Here is a 15,981-nt window from a genome sequence, read left to right as displayed (position 1 = left end):
CGGACCTGTGAACTTGACTGCTATCTGGCCGGCATTCTCGTCTGTCCGGATCTCACGTCGGAAAAGTGGCCGCAGGAGGTTTGCAGCCGCCGCGACGACGAAGTAAGCCAGCCCGTGTTCGAGGACATGAGCCACGTCCAGGCCACGATCGGGGTGATCTTGGAACACTAAGCGTCGGTTCCTACAGCACTGTCTCGAACACCCGTTCTACCTGGAGCCAGACCATGAGCGCCCGGGCGGTTGCCGTTCGGCGCTCGCGGGTCTGCAACGATCTCACGATTTCGGAGCGACCGAATCGCTCCCGCAGATTGTACGGAATCTTCCTGCGAAAGTGGACTCGTGAGCCTTTGAGGCGAAGGTTGGCGGCGCCCGCCATGGTGTCAGCCCTGACGGAGTGGACCAGCCCGGTGGACCCGCTGGGAGTCCCTCGGACGATCGACCGATCAAAGCGGTGCGGAAACAATAGCTTGGGAGAAAATTGGCTGTGCTGGCAGTCTTGCGCGAACCCGTCTCAGGCCTCGCGCCGTTTTCCCTGCAAACAGCGACTTTAACAGCGAAAGCCCGGGTCGGAGAGTGGATTTTTCCGCTCTGTAAGTGAGCCAAGTCCCTGCATCCGCTACTAATTTCTGTCTTGGTCAGGCGATACCATCTCGCTTGGAACAGGGAATTACAGCGAAGCAGATGTGTAAGCTGAGTATCATTGCGGCGGTATCGACGGGAATCAGCGCAGCTGATTCGGGTTGGATGGTCTCCCGATCCCACCTGTCAAGTGCCCCGGTTTCGGCGCGCATCCGGGCAGAATTTCGCGATCAGAGCCCCCGGTCTTACAACTGGACCACCCTGCCGCCAGCCCCTTGCAAACTCAGCGAGCGCATTGCACCTTGGCAATCGGACGCTTCCGCTTTCGGGCTGAGGTCGTCCANCTTACAACTGGACCACCCTGCCGCCAGCCCCTTGCAAACTCAGCGAGCGCATTGCACCTTGGCAATCGGACGCTTCCGCTTTCGGGCTGAGGTCGTCCAGGCGAGCCGGAAGCCATGGAGGGCAGAAGTCGGCGGCGCTTTCGATGCCTCGACGCTACGCAGCACGCATGCTGCGTAGCGTCGAGGCGGCTGGAGCGCTGAAGACACTGCCCTCGCTTGGCGATCGCTTCTCCGACGATGGACGCGCCCGTCCTTTATCATCGGAGACAGCCGGTCATGCCAAAACACTCTTCATCGCGCCGCGGTCAGATAACGCCCGCCACGGGAATATTTCCTGAGCTTCAGGAGAAATCACGCATTCGCCGTGAGACCCAGCGCACCTTGACCGCCTTGCGGGATGTCGTGCCACCACCGCGCAATGATCTCCAGCCCTCCTTGCAGATCGAGTATGTTCCGATCGAAAGCGTGAAGCCCGCCTCTCGCCGGGTGCGGCGGGCGGAGGTGGCGCAGGCTGCCCGTTTGGATGCGAGCTTTCGACGGTTTGGACTGTGTGAGGCGATCCTGGTCGACGAGGATCGTCGGATCGTACACGGCCACGGCAGGTGGGAAGCCGCGCGCCGGGCCGGGCTGACCGAGATGCCGGTCATCGAGATCACTCACCTCGATCCGGCCGAGCGTCGTGCCCTCTCAATCGCGCTTAACCGCCTGGGCGAGACGGGGAACTGGGATGAAGACGCCCTGAAGCTCGAGGTTGTTGAACTCATGGACCTCGGCGAGGACGTGCTCGTCACCGGTTTCGACGCGGCGGAGATCGACGCGCTGCTGCTCGACGATGAGGGTGAAGCAAGTGATGAGGAGGCGCTCCCCGAACTGCCCACTCTTGCTGTCTCGCGCTCTGATGATCTCTGGGCACTTGGCGATCACCTGCTCCTGCAAGGCGACGCCCTCGAAGCAAGATCTTACGAGAGGCTGCTGGAGCCGACAGAGCACGTGCGCCTGGTGCTGACCGATGTGCCCTATAACGTGCCGAACAAGGGCCATGTCACCAGCCAGGCACACCATCGCGAGTTCGCCATGGCGCATGGCGAACTGTCGCGGGATGAGTTCGCCGACTTCAACGTCGCCTGGATGAGGCATGTGGTGGCCCGTCTCGGCAATGGTGGGCTCCTGGCCACCTTCATCGATTGGCGAAGTGTAGAGCTCGTACTGGCCTGTGGCCGTGAGCTCGATCTTAACCTCCTGAACGTCGTCGTCTGGGCCAAATCGAACGGCGGCATGGGTAGTCTCTGGCGATCGCAGCATGAGATGCTGCCTGTCTTCAAGAAGGGCAAAGGTTCTCACATCAACAATGTGGCGCTCGGCCACCATGGCCGTTGGCGCTCGAACCTGTGGACATACGCTGGAGGCTCCAGCCTCGGATCGGATGCGCGCGAGGCATCGGCGGACCATCCGACCGTTAAGCCCAAGGCACTTCTCGAAGATGCGCTGCTCGACGTGACGAATCGGGGCGAGACGGTGCTCGATCCTTTTGTCGGATCAGGCAGCACCATCCTGGCGGCTGAGAGCACCGGACGGGTATGTCTGGCGATCGAGATCGACGGACGCTACTGCGATGTCGCGATCAAACGCTGGGAATCCCAGACCGGCGAGGCAGCCGTGCTGGTCGAAAGCGGCGAGACGTTCGAAGAGGTAGCCCGGCGACGCGAGGCCGAGAACCAGAATGAGAACGACATCAAGGGAGGCGCGTGATGGCGAAGAGCCCGAAGCACTCCTCAGGCGGCAGCACCGCCGTTGGGTATCGTAGGCCACCCAAGGCTCACCAGTTTAAGCCCGGCCAATCCGGTAACCCGAACGGGCGACCAAAGGGTAAGCCGACGTTTCAGGAGGTGATCGCGCGCGAGGCACAGCGCCTCGTCAAGATGAAGGTCGGAGACGAGATCGTCCGTATCCCAAAGCAGGAGGCACTCGTCCGCAAGCTCTTTGCGCTCGCGCTCGAGGGCAATCTTTTAGCCGCCCGGCTGCTGCTTCAGCAAAGTGAGCTGGCGGAACGAGCAAGCCAGACTGACGATCCCGATGAGGCCGAGACCGGCCTAGGATGGATGCCGGATGATGAAGAGCTAAAGCGCATGCTGTCACGCTTTGATCACTTGCGAAACTAGTGTGATCGAGCGCCAGCATGCCTGATAAGCAATACCCCGACCATCATATAGCCACCGCTGGCGTCGGCGATATGCCGCGGCCGACGCCAGATCAACTGTGTCTCCTGGCACGCGCGGACTTCTGGTGCTTTGTGGAACTGACGTTCGGGATCCTGCATCCGGGTCAAAAGCTGGTCTATGCCGAGTATCTCGGCCTGATGACCCTGCTGATGATGAGGGTTCAGCAGGGCAGGTATCGCCGCGTGGTCATCAATCTGCCGCCACGGCACATGAAGTCGTTGATCGTTTCGGTCCTCTACGTCGCATGGCGGCTCGGTCGCGATCCCGGCGCAAAGTTCATCACGGTCTCCTATGGCGACGATCTCGCGCACGATCATTCTGGCCTCACCCGCACCGTGATGATGTCGAAGCGCTATCGCCGGATCTTTCCGGGTACAGTTCTCGACAAGAAGGCGGTCGACTATATTCGCACGACGAAGGGCGGCTATCGCTACGCTACTTCGGTCGGCAGCGACATCACCGGATTCGGCGCCGACGAAATCATTATCGACGATCCCATGCAGCCGGACGCGGCGGCTTCGGAGCGCGCGAAGGAGCGGGTCCGCTCCTGGGTGCAAGGCTCCGTGATAACGCGCTTCAACGATCCCAGGCGGGGCGCACTTATCCTGGTCATGCACCGCCTCGCGCCCGACGATCTCTCGGCGACGATGGAGCCAGAAGCCGACTTTGTGCTGAAGCTGCCGATGATCGCGGTGGAGGAGGAGAGCTTCCGGCACAATGGCAAACTCATCATGTGCCGGACCCCCGGCGAGGTGCTGAACCCGGTCCGCTTGCCCCGGGCCGATGCGGGGCGGCTGAAGACAAGCCTACCGCCTCACGTGTGGAACGCACAGTATCAGCAACATCCGACACCCGGAGGGTCGGGCATGCTCTCCATCGAGCGCTTCGCCCGCTACAATCCGACCGAGACTCCCGCGTTCGAGCTGACGATCCATTCCTGGGATATCGGCGCGACGATCAGCGGCAATGCGAGCGTCTGCACGAAGTGGGGGCTCGTGCGGGATGAGGACCGGGGCGAGGTTGTTTATCTGATCGATGTCGTCACAATCCGGGCCGAGCTCCCGGAGGTGCGGGCCGCGATTAAGGTGCAGGACAAACTCGATAAGCCGGCCTTGATCATTCTCGACGAGCGCGGTGCGGGCCTTGGTTTATATCAGGAGCTGTTGCGCGAGGGTTATCGCCATATCACCGCCTCGACGGCCACTGACGAGCCGATGGAGCGGGAGGGCTCATCCGGCACGCGGCCAAGCGCATCGAAGATCGAGCGCTTCGGGCGGGCCATCCTCATGATCGACGACCGCAAGGTCCTCATCCCTACGGATGCGCCTTGGCTCGACCGCTTTCTTTATGAAGTGAGCGCGTTCCCGAACATTGCGGACAAAGACCAGGTCGACAGCATGAGCCAGTTGGTCGGAAATCTTGGAGAAGCGGCGCGGCTGGCGCGTCAGAATGCGGACCGTCGGCTTCTCTCTTAGACGCGGCGATGCCGGGCGATCTCCTCACCGGCGCACAGGATCACCACCTCGTCGACGAAGCCCTTCACCAGGATGTTCCGGAATCTGATTTGCGCCCGAGCTTCAACACCATGATTGGGTATCGACCCTAACCACTGGCCGGGTTTTGCTCCGGCGCGGCCGTGCCAATCACCGCCGCTTCGTGACCTAATTTGTCACCGCCGTTCTCACTCACCAGGGACGACGAGCACGCGGTGCGTCGACTACAGCGCCGATGGGTGCGGGTGGGCGATGAACTGCTGCGGCGCGATCGCGTCGCCCATTGGGAGCGATGCGAGATCGAGTATCGAAGGCTTCGGTCGGAGTTCCCGAAATTCTGGGCGCGGATCGCACAGTTCGTCGCGTCCCCGACAGGCAAGCGGCATCTGAAGACGTTCCAGCGGGCTGACGGTCATCCGACCCATCCCATGGCGCTCGGTCTCGACGACCTGCTGAACGCGATTGACCAGCATGAGAAGGCTTTCGCGACGGGCGAAGCAAAATCCGGTGGCGCTCATCCTCTTCGTCATCCGGCGCTCGATCCGTTCGGCAACTCGCAAACCAACCAGCGACGCTTCGATCGGGCGATCGAGGCTTGGCTGGACGGTGGTGTGGCCAACACACCGGAGACCCTGCGCGAATTGGCCCGGCGGGTGAACGCGCTCGCGGACAATCTCGCAGCCGATCTCAAAGAGGAGACGAACGGATGAGCAGCAGGAAGCGAAACGTCGAGCAGGCAGCGCGGTCGACGGCCGCCACCGACCGAAGCGCCGACCCGCGCATCGAGATGCTGCGCTGTGAGGCGCTGATGCCCTATCCCGGCAACGCGCGGATCCATTCGAGGAAGCAGGTGCGCCAGATCGCCGACAGCATCGGGCGGTTCGGGTTCACCAATCCGGTGCTGATCGATGATGGCAACATGATCCTGGCCGGTCACGGCCGTGTCGAGGCGGCGAAGCTGCTGGCGATGGATAGGGTTCCCTGCGTCCAGCTGCGGTCGATGACGGAAGCGCAGAAGCGCGCCTATATCCTGGCCGACAACAAGCTGGCGCTGAATGCCGGCTGGGACGAGGATCTGCTGGGCAAGGAGCTCGGTTTCCTGCTCGAGCAGACTGAGACGCTGGACATCGCGCTGACCGGCTTCTCCATAGCGGAGATCGATCTGGTGCTGGAACCCGGCGGGACGGCACCGCAGGCCGATACGGAACGCGAGGATGCGCTGCCATCGGTGGCCGATGACACTGCGCCCGTGACCCGTGCCGGTGACGTCTGGCAGCTCGGGCCGCACCGGCTCGTCTGCGGCGATGCCCGCGATGCGGCGACCTACGCGAGCCTGATGCAGGACGAGCGTGGCGGTGAGAATGGAACGGCCGGCGGGACGGAGGTCGCCGACATGGTGTTCACCGACCCGCCATACAACGTTCCCGTCGATGGCCATGTCTGCGGCTCGGGCAAGGTGCGCCACCGGGAGTTCGCCTTCGCCTCGGGAGAGATGAGTCAGGCGCAGTTCACAGCCTTCCTGATCAAGAGCCTGCAACAGCTCGCCGAGCATTCCCGCGACGGCTCGATCCACTTCGTGTGCATGGACTGGCGCCACATGCGCGAGCTCATGGAAGCTGGCGAGGCGGTCTACAGCGAGATGAAGAACCTGATCGTCTGGGCCAAGGACAATGGCGGCATGGGCACCTTCTACCGCTCGCGCCACGAGCTGATCTTCGCCTTCAAGAAGGGGACGGCCGCGCACACCAACACGTTCGAACTCGGGCAGCACGGACGGTATCGCACCAATGTGTGGAACTATCGCGGCATCACCTCGGCCACCAGGCAGGCGCGGGAGGAACTGGCGCTGCATCCGACGGTGAAGCCGGTCGCCATGCTCGCGGATGCGTTGAAGGATTGCTGCCCGCGAGGCGGCATCGTGCTGGACGCTTTTGCCGGCTCCGGCAGCATTGTCATCGCGGCACACAAGACCGGCCGTCGGGCGCGGGCGGTCGAGATCGATGCGCTGTACTGCGATACGATCATCCGTCGCTGGCAGGCCTATGCGAAGGACGATGCGGTGTTGCTGGAAACGAATGAGACGTTCGACGAAGTCGCCAACGATCGGATGGCTATGACAGCAGTAAAGGGGCCGAGGGACAGCAACGGCGATGTCCCGGGCGATGCGGAGAGCTCGAAGGAGATGGCAGCATGAGCAGTGGGCGGAATGTCGATCCCGGTCCCGCCATCGTAAGCTCTTCCGATGCAGAAGATGAGAGTTCCGACCATCCCGCGTCTGAGGTTGGGACCGAAACTGGGAGCTCTTCCTGCGAGAACTACACCATCGGCTACGGCAAGCCGCCGAAGGCCGGGCAGTTCAAGCGGGGACAATCCGGCAATCCGCGCGGACGCCGCAAGGGCGCCAAGACGCTGAAGGGCGCGCTGCACGCCGTGATGAGCGAACGGATCACGGTGCACACCGGCAAGGGGCCGAAGCGTCTCACCAAGATAGAAGCCGTCGTGCAGAGGGTGACGAATGGAGCTCTCTCCGGCGATGCTGCCGCCGCGCGATTGTTGATCGCAATGATCCAATCGGCCGGCCTGCAGAGCGATCTCGGGGAGGCTCTCGATATCCATCAGGCTGCAAGGATGATGGACGAGGACCGTGCAATCCTCGACCGGATGCTCGGACACGGCACGTCGGCTGGCTGTGGAGCCGCGTCTCACGAAGGAGCGCCGTCACTCTTTGTGGCTGGGTTGGAGGGCGGCGGCAGTGGGCACGGAAGCGGCAGGGAAAGTGCGAGGGGGAGCGGCACGGCACCTTGCGACGAGGACCTTGTGCCGGGCCGGGGGACAACCGACGATGGAGGCTAGTCGACATTCAATTGTAAAACTGCTTGCATCCATTGCGCGCGAAACAGGGGGCACAGTTCGGCGCCACGGAGGCCGGCTGTCGCAATGGCGCGAAACTGTAGCGCCGTCTTCGCGGGTCCGGCTTCTGCAGCTCGAGCCGAACAGCGCCAACCTCATGATCGACATGGCCGGAGCAGACGGATGGTGGCAGCTGGCATGATCAAGCGACAGCGCAATGGTGCCCATGATCTCGCCGACGGCGTTCAACCTCTGACGCCCATGCGGATGCCTGCCGCAGAAGCTGCAAGGCGCCGCGTGCTGGAAGCACTGCTGCGCCAGAACCTTGGCGCCTTCACGGAGCGGTGCTTCAATGAGATCTCGCCGGCGCAACCCTATGCCCACAACTGGCATCTGGATGCGCTGGCGTTCCATCTGGGCGAGGTCGCCGCCGGAAGGATCAGGCGCCTGCTGATCACGCTGCCTCCACGCAGCCTCAAATCGATCTCCGCCTCCGTCGCGTTTCCGGCCTGGCTCCTCGGTCATGATCCTTCGCGGCGCATCGTCTGCGTCTCCTATGCCAGGGACCTGACGGTCGCGCACGCCAATTCCTGCCGCGCGGTGATGCGCGCGCACTGGTACAAGGCCCTCTTTCCCTTCACCCGCGTCGATCCGGCCAAGGACACCGAGACGGAAATGCGCACCACCGGGCACGGATACCGGCTGGCCACCACCGTCGGCGGCACTCTGACGGGGCGCGGCGGCTCGATCATCATCATCGACGATCCGATGAAAGCGGCCGATGCGGCGTCCGATCTTGCGCGGCAGAAGGCGAATGTGTGGTTCAACGAGACCCTGCTCTCGCGTCTGGACAACAAGCAAGAGGATGCGATCATCCTCGTCATGCAGCGCCTGCACGTCGATGATCTTGCCGGTCACGTCCTGAACCAGGGCGACTGGATACATCTCGATCTTCCCGCGATTGCCGAAGCCCCGGCTCGGATTCAGATCGGCCCGGACCGGTTCCACGACCGCGCGATCGGGGAAGCGCTTCATCCAGCCCGCGAGCCCGTTTCCGAGCTGCGGAAGCTGAAGCTTGCCATGGGTTCGGCGGCCTTTTCGGCCCAGTATCAGCAAACCCCGGTCCCGCCCGGCGGCCACATGGTGCAGTGGGGCTGGTTCGGGTTCTATCGGGATGTGCCCCGCAAGAGCGCCGGCGAGCGGATCGTGCAGAGCTGGGATACCGCATCAAAGGCAAATGAGCTGTCCGACTACTCGGTCGGGATCACTGCGCAGGTCGGCCACGAGGCTGTCTACATTCTCGACCTTGTGCGCGAGCGCCTCGATTATCCGGCCCTGAAGAAGCGGATTGTGCTGGAGAAGCAGCGCTGGAGGGCCGACGATCTGCTGATCGAGGACAAGGGCTCGGGCACCAGTCTGATCCAGGATCTGATGCGGGATCAATGCTATGCCATTGCGGCCACGCCTGAGGCCGACAAGGTCGTGCGCATGAGCGCCTGCTCGGCCAGGATCGAAGCGGGTGCCGTCTTCTGCCCGGCACGGGCACCCTGGCTCGACGACTTCAAGGCCGAGTTGCTTGCCTTCCCGTACGGGCGGCACGACGACCAGGTCGACGCCCTCTCGCAGCTCCTCAACTGGATGCGCAACAGGTCAACATATAACATCGGTGCCTGGGGATAGCGACCGTCAGTTCGTAAAGGTCCTCGGCGCCGTCCTCGACCATGGGCTGGAAGCCGTCGAGGCCGCCTGCACCGAGGCCGTCGAAGCCGGAATCTGCCATGGTGACGTGATCCTGACGATCCTTGCGCGCCAGCTCCAGCCGCCGCCGGTCTCCAGCATCGCGATCCCCGAGGCTCTGGTTCTGAAGGTGCCACCGTTGGCCGACTGCGCCCGCTACGACAGCATCAGGAGGGTGGCGTGATGGAGCGTCACGAGCTTCTGGAGGCGATGGACGAGTTGAAGCTTCACGGCATGCGCGCCAGCTTCGACGAGATCACCGGCAAGGGCCTGCAACGCCGCGACGAACTCTACCCTTTGCTCGCCAGCCTCCTGCGGGCCGAGCATAATCATCGCCAGGCCCGCGCCATCGTCTACCGGATCGTCAGCGCCAAATTCCCGGTGCTGAAGGATCTCGACGCCTTCCACTTCGCCGACACGGCGATTGACGAAGGCAAGGTGCGCGAGATCGCCACCGGCGCGTTCCTGGAAGGCAAACGCAACGCCATATTCATTGGCGGGACAGGCACCGGAAAGACGCATCTGGTGATCGCCGTGGCCGCCGCCGTGGTCCGTTCCCATGCCCGGGGGCGGTTCTACAATCTGGTCGATCTGGTCAATCAACTCGACGCTCGCTCCCAGAAAGAGGCAGCCCCAAGACGAAACCACGGTCATGCGGTAACCAACCCGCGTATGAGAGTCTGCTCAACCGTCGTCTCAGTTCCACCCCCTGCCTTGCACATCTCCAAAACGTCATGCCAGGTGGATGCCACTGGCAGATTTGGCTTGGGAACGACCTTGACTGCGATCATGAGAGTGTTCCGCTGGGAAGTCGAAGAAGGCCAGGAGTGGTCCGCGGTCTCTGACCAGGCAGTCGACGGCCTTGGAATATTTGGCGCCGTACTTCTCCTGAAAGACAGCGATGGCCGCCTCGGCGCTCGCTGGACTTGCAACGTATGGACGAAGAGATCGTCCATTGTTTTGATGTCCTTCGTGAAAAGGCCCATATCTCTCTCCCTTGTTGGCCGTGCGGCTGACGCTGTGGATGCATCGATGACCGCATCGCCCTCACCGGCCAACACCCAGCCGCGACACAGGTTCCCTCGCCCAACCTGATCCGCTCTCGCCGCAATTCGCCTCTTCATCCTCACGGCGAACGAAAATGGAGACTTCGGAAGACCGGCCATTTCTGCCGCTTCAGTGTGGATCGGCGTGCAAAAAGGGGACTGACTCAATCCCGATGCAGTTGAGGGGCCGTATGGCGGTTTTCCGAAGAGGAGAACGGCCACATGCCGACCGCTATTTCGCTTTCGTCGTTGATTCCGGCTGGGCTTTCTGTCGAACGTTTCGAGGTTGTCGACAGCGTACTTCTCGTCACCGCTTCGGCTCGAACGCCAGAAGCCGCATGCCCGTCATGCGGAAGACCCTCGCGCCGGCGGCACAGCCGATACGTTCGCAACGTTTCGGATCTTCCCTCGGCTGGGCGATCCGTGCGCCTGTTGCTGATCACGCGCCGCTTTCGCTGCGACATAACAAGTTGTCGCCGCAAGATCTTCGCCGAACGCTTCGGCGACGAGGTCGTCGCGCAGAGGGCGCGTCGCACCGGCCGAATGGAATGCATCGTCCATTACCTGGGCCTGGCTCTCGGCGGACGGCCCGCAGCGTGTTTTGCCCAACGGCTGATGATGCCGGTCAGCAACGACACGCTGCTTCGGGTGGTGCGGCGACGAGCACGATCGCCTCGGGATACCCTGAATGTCGTCGGCATCGATGACTTCGCTTTTCGCCGAAATCACCGCTACGGGTCGATCGTCTGCGATCTCGAACGGCGACGGATCGTGAAGCTCCTGCCTGATCGGGAGATTGCGACTGTCGCGGGCTGGCTGTCGGATCATCCCGAGATCACCGTCGTCTCCCGCGATCGCGGCGGCGGCTATGGAGAGAGGCGACGGCGCGGACCCTGCCAAATGCCGCTCAGATTGCTGATCGCTGGCATTTGATGGAGAACGCCAGCGCCGCTTTCCTCGACGCCGTGAAGAAGTCGATGAAGTCGATCCGTGCCGCGATCGGCGCCACCGTCGTCGATCCGGAACTTCTGACGTCGGCCGAACGCCTGCAATATGAAGGCTATCTCCGGCGCGAGGAGACGAACGCCATCATCACCGGCCTCGCCGCCGATGGCGTTCCGGTCAAGGAGATCGTGCGGCGGACAGGGCGAAGCCGGGGGCTGGTTCGCCAGATCGTCCGCGGCGAACGCACCGACGTCGTTCGCACCCGGCAAGGCTTGCTCGATGCGTATCTGCCCTTCCTCGACGCGCAATGGGAGGCCGGCTGCCGCAACGGCGTTGAACTATGGCGCCGTCTTCGGGAACTCGGCTCTTGCGGCTCGACCCGCGTTGTCAGCGAATGGGCGACGCGGCGGCGGCGATCCGAGTGAATGACGACCGCCCAACTTCAAAAGGTCCCATCGGCTCGATCGATCGCCCGCCTGGTGACGCTGAAGCGCGATCATCTCACGAAGGCAGAAACGGTTTTGGTCGCCGCGATCGAGGCCGGCGTTCCGACCTTGGCGGATGCTCGATCCCTGATCGACCGTTTCCAAGCGATGATCCGCAGTCGCACAGTGGTGGATCTCGATCCATGGATCGCCGACGCCGGCTCCAGTCTTCTTGTTTCGTTCGTCCGTGGCATCCAGAACGACCTGGCCGCCGTTCGTGCCGCGATAACCGAACCCTGGTCGAACGGTCAGACCGAGGGCCAGGTCAATAAGCTCAAGCTCGTGAAGCGGCAGATGTACGGTCGAGCCAAGATCGACCTGCTCGAAGCCCGGCTACTCGGCGCCGCTGGATCGTCATCGGGATTGCGTCAGATCCCCTTTTGCACGCCGATTGACACGCTTCAGGTCGGCGCCAATCTGCCGTCGTCGACATGGCAATGAGGAGAGGAAGTTCGTGTGTCGGGGCTGCTGCTCAACGCCGGAGCGCTAACGGTGCTGGGGATGGTCGCACAGATGAAGCGGCGCTTCATCAAAGAGACGCAGCGCCAGGACATCGAACGGCGAAGGAGGGACTTGTCTCAGGGGGCTAAACAGCGGCTCGACCACGAGCGGATCACGGCGATGCACCCCTCCGGTACTGGCCCCGCCGCCACCGCGAAAGCGCTCACCTGTCGGCGGATGCAGGTCCACCGAATACTGAACGGCAAAGACCCCTTCTGACAAAGTGTGATCGTCTGATCAGGAACCACGGGGCGGGAGCCGCAAACTTGCGATAGCTGCGCCGGTGAGGCAGATTCAGAGCTATGCCCCCATTCCTAAACGATCCTGTATACCTGAGCGAGCCGGAGGCGGCGTGCCTCGAAGCGATCCGCTCCGGGGCCGATACGAAGACCCGTGTTGCCTTGCGCGTTCAGCTTGATCTCGTTCAGACCGATGCCGCCCTTGATCGTCTTGCCTCCGCAGGATTGGTTGAGAGGCGTGACCGCAGATTGTCTCTCTCGCCGCTTGGAGCGGACGTTGCAGTCGTGGTTGCGCCGGAAGGCGAACGGCAGCGAGGCCGAAGACGCCGCAGAGAGAGAAAGCCCGGCCCATCGGGCCAACGTCTTGTCGCTCTTCTCGCGCGCCCACGCCGTGGTACAGACCTTGCCCAGGAACTCGGAGTTAGCGATCAGCGCGTCCATCAATTGGTGGTGCGGTTGGCGGCACTGGGTCTGATCCGCATAGGCGACCCCGACCGCCCTCTGCACGTATTGGCCCGCGGCGACGATCCGTCCCTCTTGCTCCGAGTGTCAGAGGAGGCGGTGCTTTCGGCATTTCCGGAGACGGCAGGCACGACGATTTCGAAGATAGCTGGGGCGTCCCACAGGCCGCCGGCAGAGACAGCGTCGGTGATCGCGTTCCTTGTTGAGGAAGGCCTTGTCGAACTGGCAGGCCGATCCAGCAAAGCCGCCCTGTATCGGTTGACGCCAGCAGGCCGCGAAAACGGGCAACGCAATCCCGCTGCCCGGATCGCTGATCTGCCTGCATTGCCGGTTAGATCGGATCGCGTGCGGCAGGTGCTGGCGCACCTTGCTCAACATGGCCCTGCCAGAACGCGCAGTATCGGCCGGGATCTCGAAATTCCGCGCATCTCGATGAACGCGCTGATGCAGTACCTGAAACGCAAAGAGCTCGTTCGGAAAACGGGTGCCGGACTACACGCGCCCTATGAGATCACCACGGCGGGCCGAGAGACAACCCAAGCCCTCGAGGTCAAATACTGCGGCTGAAACGGCGCCAGACCCGAGAGGTGGCTCGGCAAATCTGCACAGGGGGCTGAGTGGATTGTCTGCCTGAAGGCGGCCAGGATGGCTGCGATCAGGAGATATGATGAGCAAGAGACCCAGGCGGAACCACAGCCCGGCCTTCAAGGCAAAGGTGGCACTCGCAGCGGTGGGCGGTGAGAAGACGCTGGCCGAACTGGCACAGCAGTTCGATGTGCATCACAATCAGATCACGCAGTAGCGTTCCCAGCTTCTGGAGGGTGCTGCCGGCGTCTTTGGATCGGAGGCGGCCGCGATTGCCGCGGCGCCGGCGGTCGACGTGAAGACGCTGCATGCCAAAATCGGGAAGCTGACGCTGGCGAACAACTTTTTTTGAAAGGCGCGCTCGACAAGGTCGGACTGTTGCCGAGCGCAAGACGATGGTCGCACGATCTGCCGATCGCACGCACGCAACGCGAGTCGATTGCACTCGTACCCCGAAATTGCACTGATCAGGGAAGTGGCCGATGGAGGGGCTCGCTTCCTGGTGGTCGAGGGGAAGTTCCAGGCCGACTACGACGTGTCGCAATTTATAGGTGCTGCGAGAGATCACCGCCCGGAGGTCGTCATCTTCAACTCTCCTGGAGGTTCTATCCAGACTGGCTTCGCTCTTGGGCGAGCTATCCGCACTCTCGGGCTCGACACCGTTCAGGTTCGAGGCCTGGAATGCAGTTCCGCATGCGCACTCGCCTTCCTAGGGGGCGTCAAAAGGGTGGCCGAACCGGGCTCGATAGGGGTTCACAAATCATCGTTCTCCGGCATGGCTTGGGGCGACGCTGACGAAGCTGTTTCCGCCATTCAGTCCGCGACAGCCGCGGTTCTGAGCTATCTGAGGGAAATGGACGTCGATCCTGGCCTTCTCGAACTAGCGTTGCAGTACGAGAGTTCGGACATTCGGTACTTGTCGGGCAGTGAAATGGAGCAGCTCCGGGTGACCACGAGGAGTGATCCAGACCCGTTGCCAGCTGGACCTACTGCACAGCCGAGTGCCGCCCCTAATCCTGCACCAAGCTCCGATCAAGTGAGCCGGAGTGTTCCCGAACCGAAACGAATGGCGATCATCGAGGGGATCGACTTTTATGGCTCCGACGTAGCGTCTGGGACGGTGAACAGCGCGATTTTGTGCGGCCAGGAGTGTGTCGCCCGAGGTGATCAGTGCGGGGCCTTCACATTCAATTCCAGCGAAAGAGCAAGAAAGGGACCGAACTGCTTTCAGAAGGACAGCCGAGGGTTTCTGGACGGCAATCAAGAAGCCATCTCCGGACTGATGCTCTCGCCGTCCGACCCTGCGCCTCAGCCTTTCTCGCTTGGCGTGATCGATCCGACATCCGACCTGATGATCGGCGTCGATATACCCGGCCATGATCTTTCGCGTAGACCGCATCCTAGCGCGAAGAGCGTTCAGGCTTGCCGGCTCGAATGCCTTGGTGACGAACGATGCGTGGCCTTCACGTACGTAATCGAGCGATCTCACTGTTGGCTGAAGTCGAGTGGAGAAGGGGCGGTCAACAAGGTAGGGATGTTAAGCGCGTACAAGCACGTTCGGCGGTTCTCCCCGCGTATTATTCCGACCGAGTAAATTCGCCCCCTCGCACTGAAGCAGGCTGTTGAAATCGACCTCACCATCGACGCTCTTAGCTCGACTTTGTACGTTACCGGCCGGGCTCGGCCGAGGCCCGCGACGACAACCATCGATGCTGATCCGCCCATTCCGAGACGGTGAGGCGCGCGTCGGGCCTCAGCCCGCGCGACCAGGCGCGGAGAAGATCCTTCTGGCCGTCGAAGCCCCCGATCAGACGGGTGCCGTTAAAGCTCGAGTTTCGGCTCGGCAAGTTCTCCGAGATGGGCGCGGACATGGTCCTCGAGGATCTTCTGCATGATGCCGGTCTCGATCGTCACTTCGGCGCCGATTTCCCCGCTGACTGCGGCCGAGAGGTCCGCTGCCATCAGGGCCGCAACCCGCGCTGGCCACGTCACCCACGCGTCACGCTCCTGGCGAGCCAGCCGGAACACGAGGGCGACGGCCCTGTCGCGGTCGACCAGCTCACCCTTCTCGGCATCACGGAAGGTTCGGAAAGCCCGGCGCCTGCAGATGGCGCGTCTGCCCCAGTCCACCGCCGCAAGGGTACCAAGCAGGTCACGCTGATAGCCATGCTGCGCGCGCCGGACGGCGCGACCATCGAGAAGATCATGGCCGCCACCGGTTGGCAGGCCCACACGGTGCGCGGCGCCATGTCGGGCACGCTCAAGAAGAAGCTCGGGCTGGAGGTCACCTCCGAGAAGGTCGAGAACAGGGGGCGGGTATATCGAATGCCTGGTTAGACCAAGCCGGGATCGCCCATATATCGCCCGGCGGTCGAGGTCGGCCTCGGCCGCCTAGCTCTTGGGCCTATCGAGCGGCGACTAGCCTGAGCGGTTCCGCGACAACTACGATAAGCGGTCGGTCTCCGGCTTTGTGAGGGCGTAGCCCGATCGAAGCCG

The 15,981-nt window shown here is 62.7% G+C and carries 15 protein-coding genes and 3 pseudogenes; 15 read left to right on the top strand and 3 right to left on the bottom strand.

Translation table 11 applies throughout. From position 1 onward, the window contains the following. Window positions 1-181 precede the first annotated feature (181 nt). Window positions 182-376: a DUF6538 domain-containing protein gene (locus tag VQ044_RS25735; protein ID WP_442872923.1), complete on the bottom strand. Its 195-nt coding sequence runs from the start codon at window positions 374-376 to the stop codon at window positions 182-184. A gap of 1,183 nt (window positions 377-1,559) precedes the next feature. Between VQ044_RS25735 and VQ044_RS16680 the strand changes: the two genes are divergently transcribed. From VQ044_RS16680 to VQ044_RS16670, 3 genes are read left to right on the top strand one after another with little or no spacing between them, the layout of a single operon-like run. Continuing rightward, window positions 1,560-2,672: a DNA modification methylase gene (locus tag VQ044_RS16680; RefSeq protein ID WP_442872924.1), complete on the top strand. Its 1,113-nt coding sequence runs from the start codon at window positions 1,560-1,562 to the stop codon at window positions 2,670-2,672. Then, the gene (locus tag VQ044_RS16675; protein ID WP_327625361.1) at window positions 2,672-3,082 is read left to right on the top strand and encodes a DUF5681 domain-containing protein; all 411 of its coding nucleotides are present in this window, start codon (window positions 2,672-2,674) and stop codon (window positions 3,080-3,082) included. The genes VQ044_RS16680 and VQ044_RS16675 overlap by 1 nt, the downstream gene beginning before the upstream one ends. A gap of 17 nt (window positions 3,083-3,099) precedes the next feature. Continuing rightward, window positions 3,100-4,617 carry a hypothetical protein gene (locus VQ044_RS16670; protein WP_327648305.1) on the top strand — a complete coding sequence of 506 codons (1,518 nt, stop codon included), beginning with the start codon at window positions 3,100-3,102 and terminating at the stop codon, window positions 4,615-4,617. 242 nt (window positions 4,618-4,859) lie between these two features. Here VQ044_RS16670 and VQ044_RS16665 read toward each other — a convergent pair whose 3' ends face one another. Then, a complete protein-coding gene (locus VQ044_RS16665) occupies window positions 4,860-5,051 on the bottom strand; it encodes a hypothetical protein (RefSeq protein WP_327648307.1) in 192 nt (63 codons plus the stop codon). A gap of 12 nt (window positions 5,052-5,063) precedes the next feature. Here VQ044_RS16665 and VQ044_RS16660 point away from each other — a divergent pair, with 12 nt between their 5' ends. The 8 genes and pseudogenes from VQ044_RS16660 to VQ044_RS16620 all read left to right on the top strand — a co-directional run bounded on the left by VQ044_RS16660 (window position 5,064) and on the right by VQ044_RS16620 (window position 12,418). Continuing rightward, window positions 5,064-5,345: a hypothetical protein gene (locus VQ044_RS16660; protein ID WP_327648309.1), complete on the top strand. Its 282-nt coding sequence runs from the start codon at window positions 5,064-5,066 to the stop codon at window positions 5,343-5,345. Then, window positions 5,342-6,829, top strand: a complete 1,488-nt coding sequence (locus VQ044_RS16655) for a site-specific DNA-methyltransferase (RefSeq protein ID WP_327648310.1) — start codon at window positions 5,342-5,344, stop codon at window positions 6,827-6,829. Before VQ044_RS16660 ends, VQ044_RS16655 begins: the two co-directional genes overlap by 4 nt. Further along, entirely contained in the window at window positions 6,826-7,488 is a 663-nt protein-coding gene (locus VQ044_RS16650; RefSeq protein ID WP_327648312.1) for a DUF5681 domain-containing protein, read from the top strand. The genes VQ044_RS16655 and VQ044_RS16650 overlap by 4 nt, the downstream gene beginning before the upstream one ends. A gap of 195 nt (window positions 7,489-7,683) precedes the next feature. Next, window positions 7,684-9,165, top strand: a complete 1,482-nt coding sequence (terL, locus tag VQ044_RS16645; protein WP_327651030.1) for a phage terminase large subunit — start codon at window positions 7,684-7,686, stop codon at window positions 9,163-9,165. After that, window positions 9,152-9,406: a hypothetical protein gene (locus tag VQ044_RS16640; protein WP_442872925.1), complete on the top strand. Its 255-nt coding sequence runs from the start codon at window positions 9,152-9,154 to the stop codon at window positions 9,404-9,406. Before terL ends, VQ044_RS16640 begins: the two co-directional genes overlap by 14 nt. Further along, window positions 9,406-9,834 (top strand): annotated as a pseudogene (locus VQ044_RS16635) (ATP-binding protein); the annotation flags it as partial. The gene VQ044_RS16640 and the pseudogene VQ044_RS16635, both read left to right, overlap by 1 nt. Window positions 9,835-10,490: 656 nt before the next feature. Next, window positions 10,491-12,040, top strand: a pseudogene (locus VQ044_RS16625) (ISL3 family transposase); the annotation flags it as partial. Between the two features lie 114 nt (window positions 12,041-12,154). After that, window positions 12,155-12,418 carry a hypothetical protein gene (locus VQ044_RS16620; protein ID WP_327648316.1) on the top strand — a complete coding sequence of 88 codons (264 nt, stop codon included), beginning with the start codon at window positions 12,155-12,157 and terminating at the stop codon, window positions 12,416-12,418. A gap of 95 nt (window positions 12,419-12,513) precedes the next feature. Here VQ044_RS16620 and VQ044_RS16615 read toward each other — a convergent pair whose 3' ends face one another. Continuing rightward, window positions 12,514-12,879, bottom strand: coding sequence for a hypothetical protein (locus VQ044_RS16615; protein WP_327648318.1), 366 nt, complete (start codon window positions 12,877-12,879; stop codon window positions 12,514-12,516). 207 nt (window positions 12,880-13,086) lie between these two features. On the opposite strand from VQ044_RS16615, the gene VQ044_RS16610 reads away from it, so the two are divergent. The 4 genes and pseudogenes from VQ044_RS16610 to VQ044_RS16595 all read left to right on the top strand — a co-directional run bounded on the left by VQ044_RS16610 (window position 13,087) and on the right by VQ044_RS16595 (window position 15,822). Next, window positions 13,087-13,467 carry a hypothetical protein gene (locus VQ044_RS16610; protein WP_327648319.1) on the top strand — a complete coding sequence of 127 codons (381 nt, stop codon included), beginning with the start codon at window positions 13,087-13,089 and terminating at the stop codon, window positions 13,465-13,467. A gap of 100 nt (window positions 13,468-13,567) precedes the next feature. Then, window positions 13,568-13,901: pseudogene (locus tag VQ044_RS16605) on the top strand (transposase); the annotation flags it as partial. Window positions 13,902-13,987: 86 nt separating this feature from the next. Beyond that, window positions 13,988-15,079 (top strand): PAN domain-containing protein, encoded by a 1,092-nt coding sequence (locus VQ044_RS16600; protein WP_331827722.1) that lies wholly within the window; start codon window positions 13,988-13,990, stop codon window positions 15,077-15,079. Between the two features lie 221 nt (window positions 15,080-15,300). Then, a complete protein-coding gene (locus VQ044_RS16595; RefSeq protein ID WP_327648323.1) occupies window positions 15,301-15,822 on the top strand; it encodes a DUF3489 domain-containing protein in 522 nt (173 codons plus the stop codon). The last annotated feature ends 159 nt before the right edge of the window (window positions 15,823-15,981 follow it).

Source organism: Aurantimonas sp. C2-5-R2 (genome assembly GCF_036549495.1).
Lineage (GTDB): Bacteria > Pseudomonadota > Alphaproteobacteria > Rhizobiales > Rhizobiaceae > Aurantimonas > Aurantimonas coralicida_A.
This window is presented reverse-complemented; position numbering and strand designations above follow the sequence as displayed.

Excerpts from the sequence above, each read along its gene's own strand:
- VQ044_RS16670 (WP_327648305.1), top strand. The coding sequence starts at position 3,100 with ATGCCTGATAAGCAATACCCCGACCATCATATAGCCACCGCTGGCGTC.
- VQ044_RS16655 (WP_327648310.1), top strand. The coding sequence starts at position 5,342 with ATGAGCAGCAGGAAGCGAAACGTCGAGCAGGCAGCGCGGTCGACGGCC.
- VQ044_RS16660 (WP_327648309.1), top strand. The coding sequence starts at position 5,064 with ATGGCGCTCGGTCTCGACGACCTGCTGAACGCGATTGACCAGCATGAG.
- terL (WP_327651030.1), top strand. The coding sequence starts at position 7,684 with ATGATCAAGCGACAGCGCAATGGTGCCCATGATCTCGCCGACGGCGTT.
- VQ044_RS16650 (WP_327648312.1), top strand. The coding sequence starts at position 6,826 with ATGAGCAGTGGGCGGAATGTCGATCCCGGTCCCGCCATCGTAAGCTCT.
- VQ044_RS16615 (WP_327648318.1), bottom strand. The coding sequence starts at position 12,879 with ATGGACGCGCTGATCGCTAACTCCGAGTTCCTGGGCAAGGTCTGTACC.
- VQ044_RS16675 (WP_327625361.1), top strand. The coding sequence starts at position 2,672 with ATGGCGAAGAGCCCGAAGCACTCCTCAGGCGGCAGCACCGCCGTTGGG.
- VQ044_RS16665 (WP_327648307.1), bottom strand. The coding sequence starts at position 5,051 with ATGACCGTCAGCCCGCTGGAACGTCTTCAGATGCCGCTTGCCTGTCGG.
- VQ044_RS25735 (WP_442872923.1), bottom strand. The coding sequence starts at position 376 with ATGGCGGGCGCCGCCAACCTTCGCCTCAAAGGCTCACGAGTCCACTTT.
- VQ044_RS16680 (WP_442872924.1), top strand. The coding sequence starts at position 1,560 with ATGCCGGTCATCGAGATCACTCACCTCGATCCGGCCGAGCGTCGTGCC.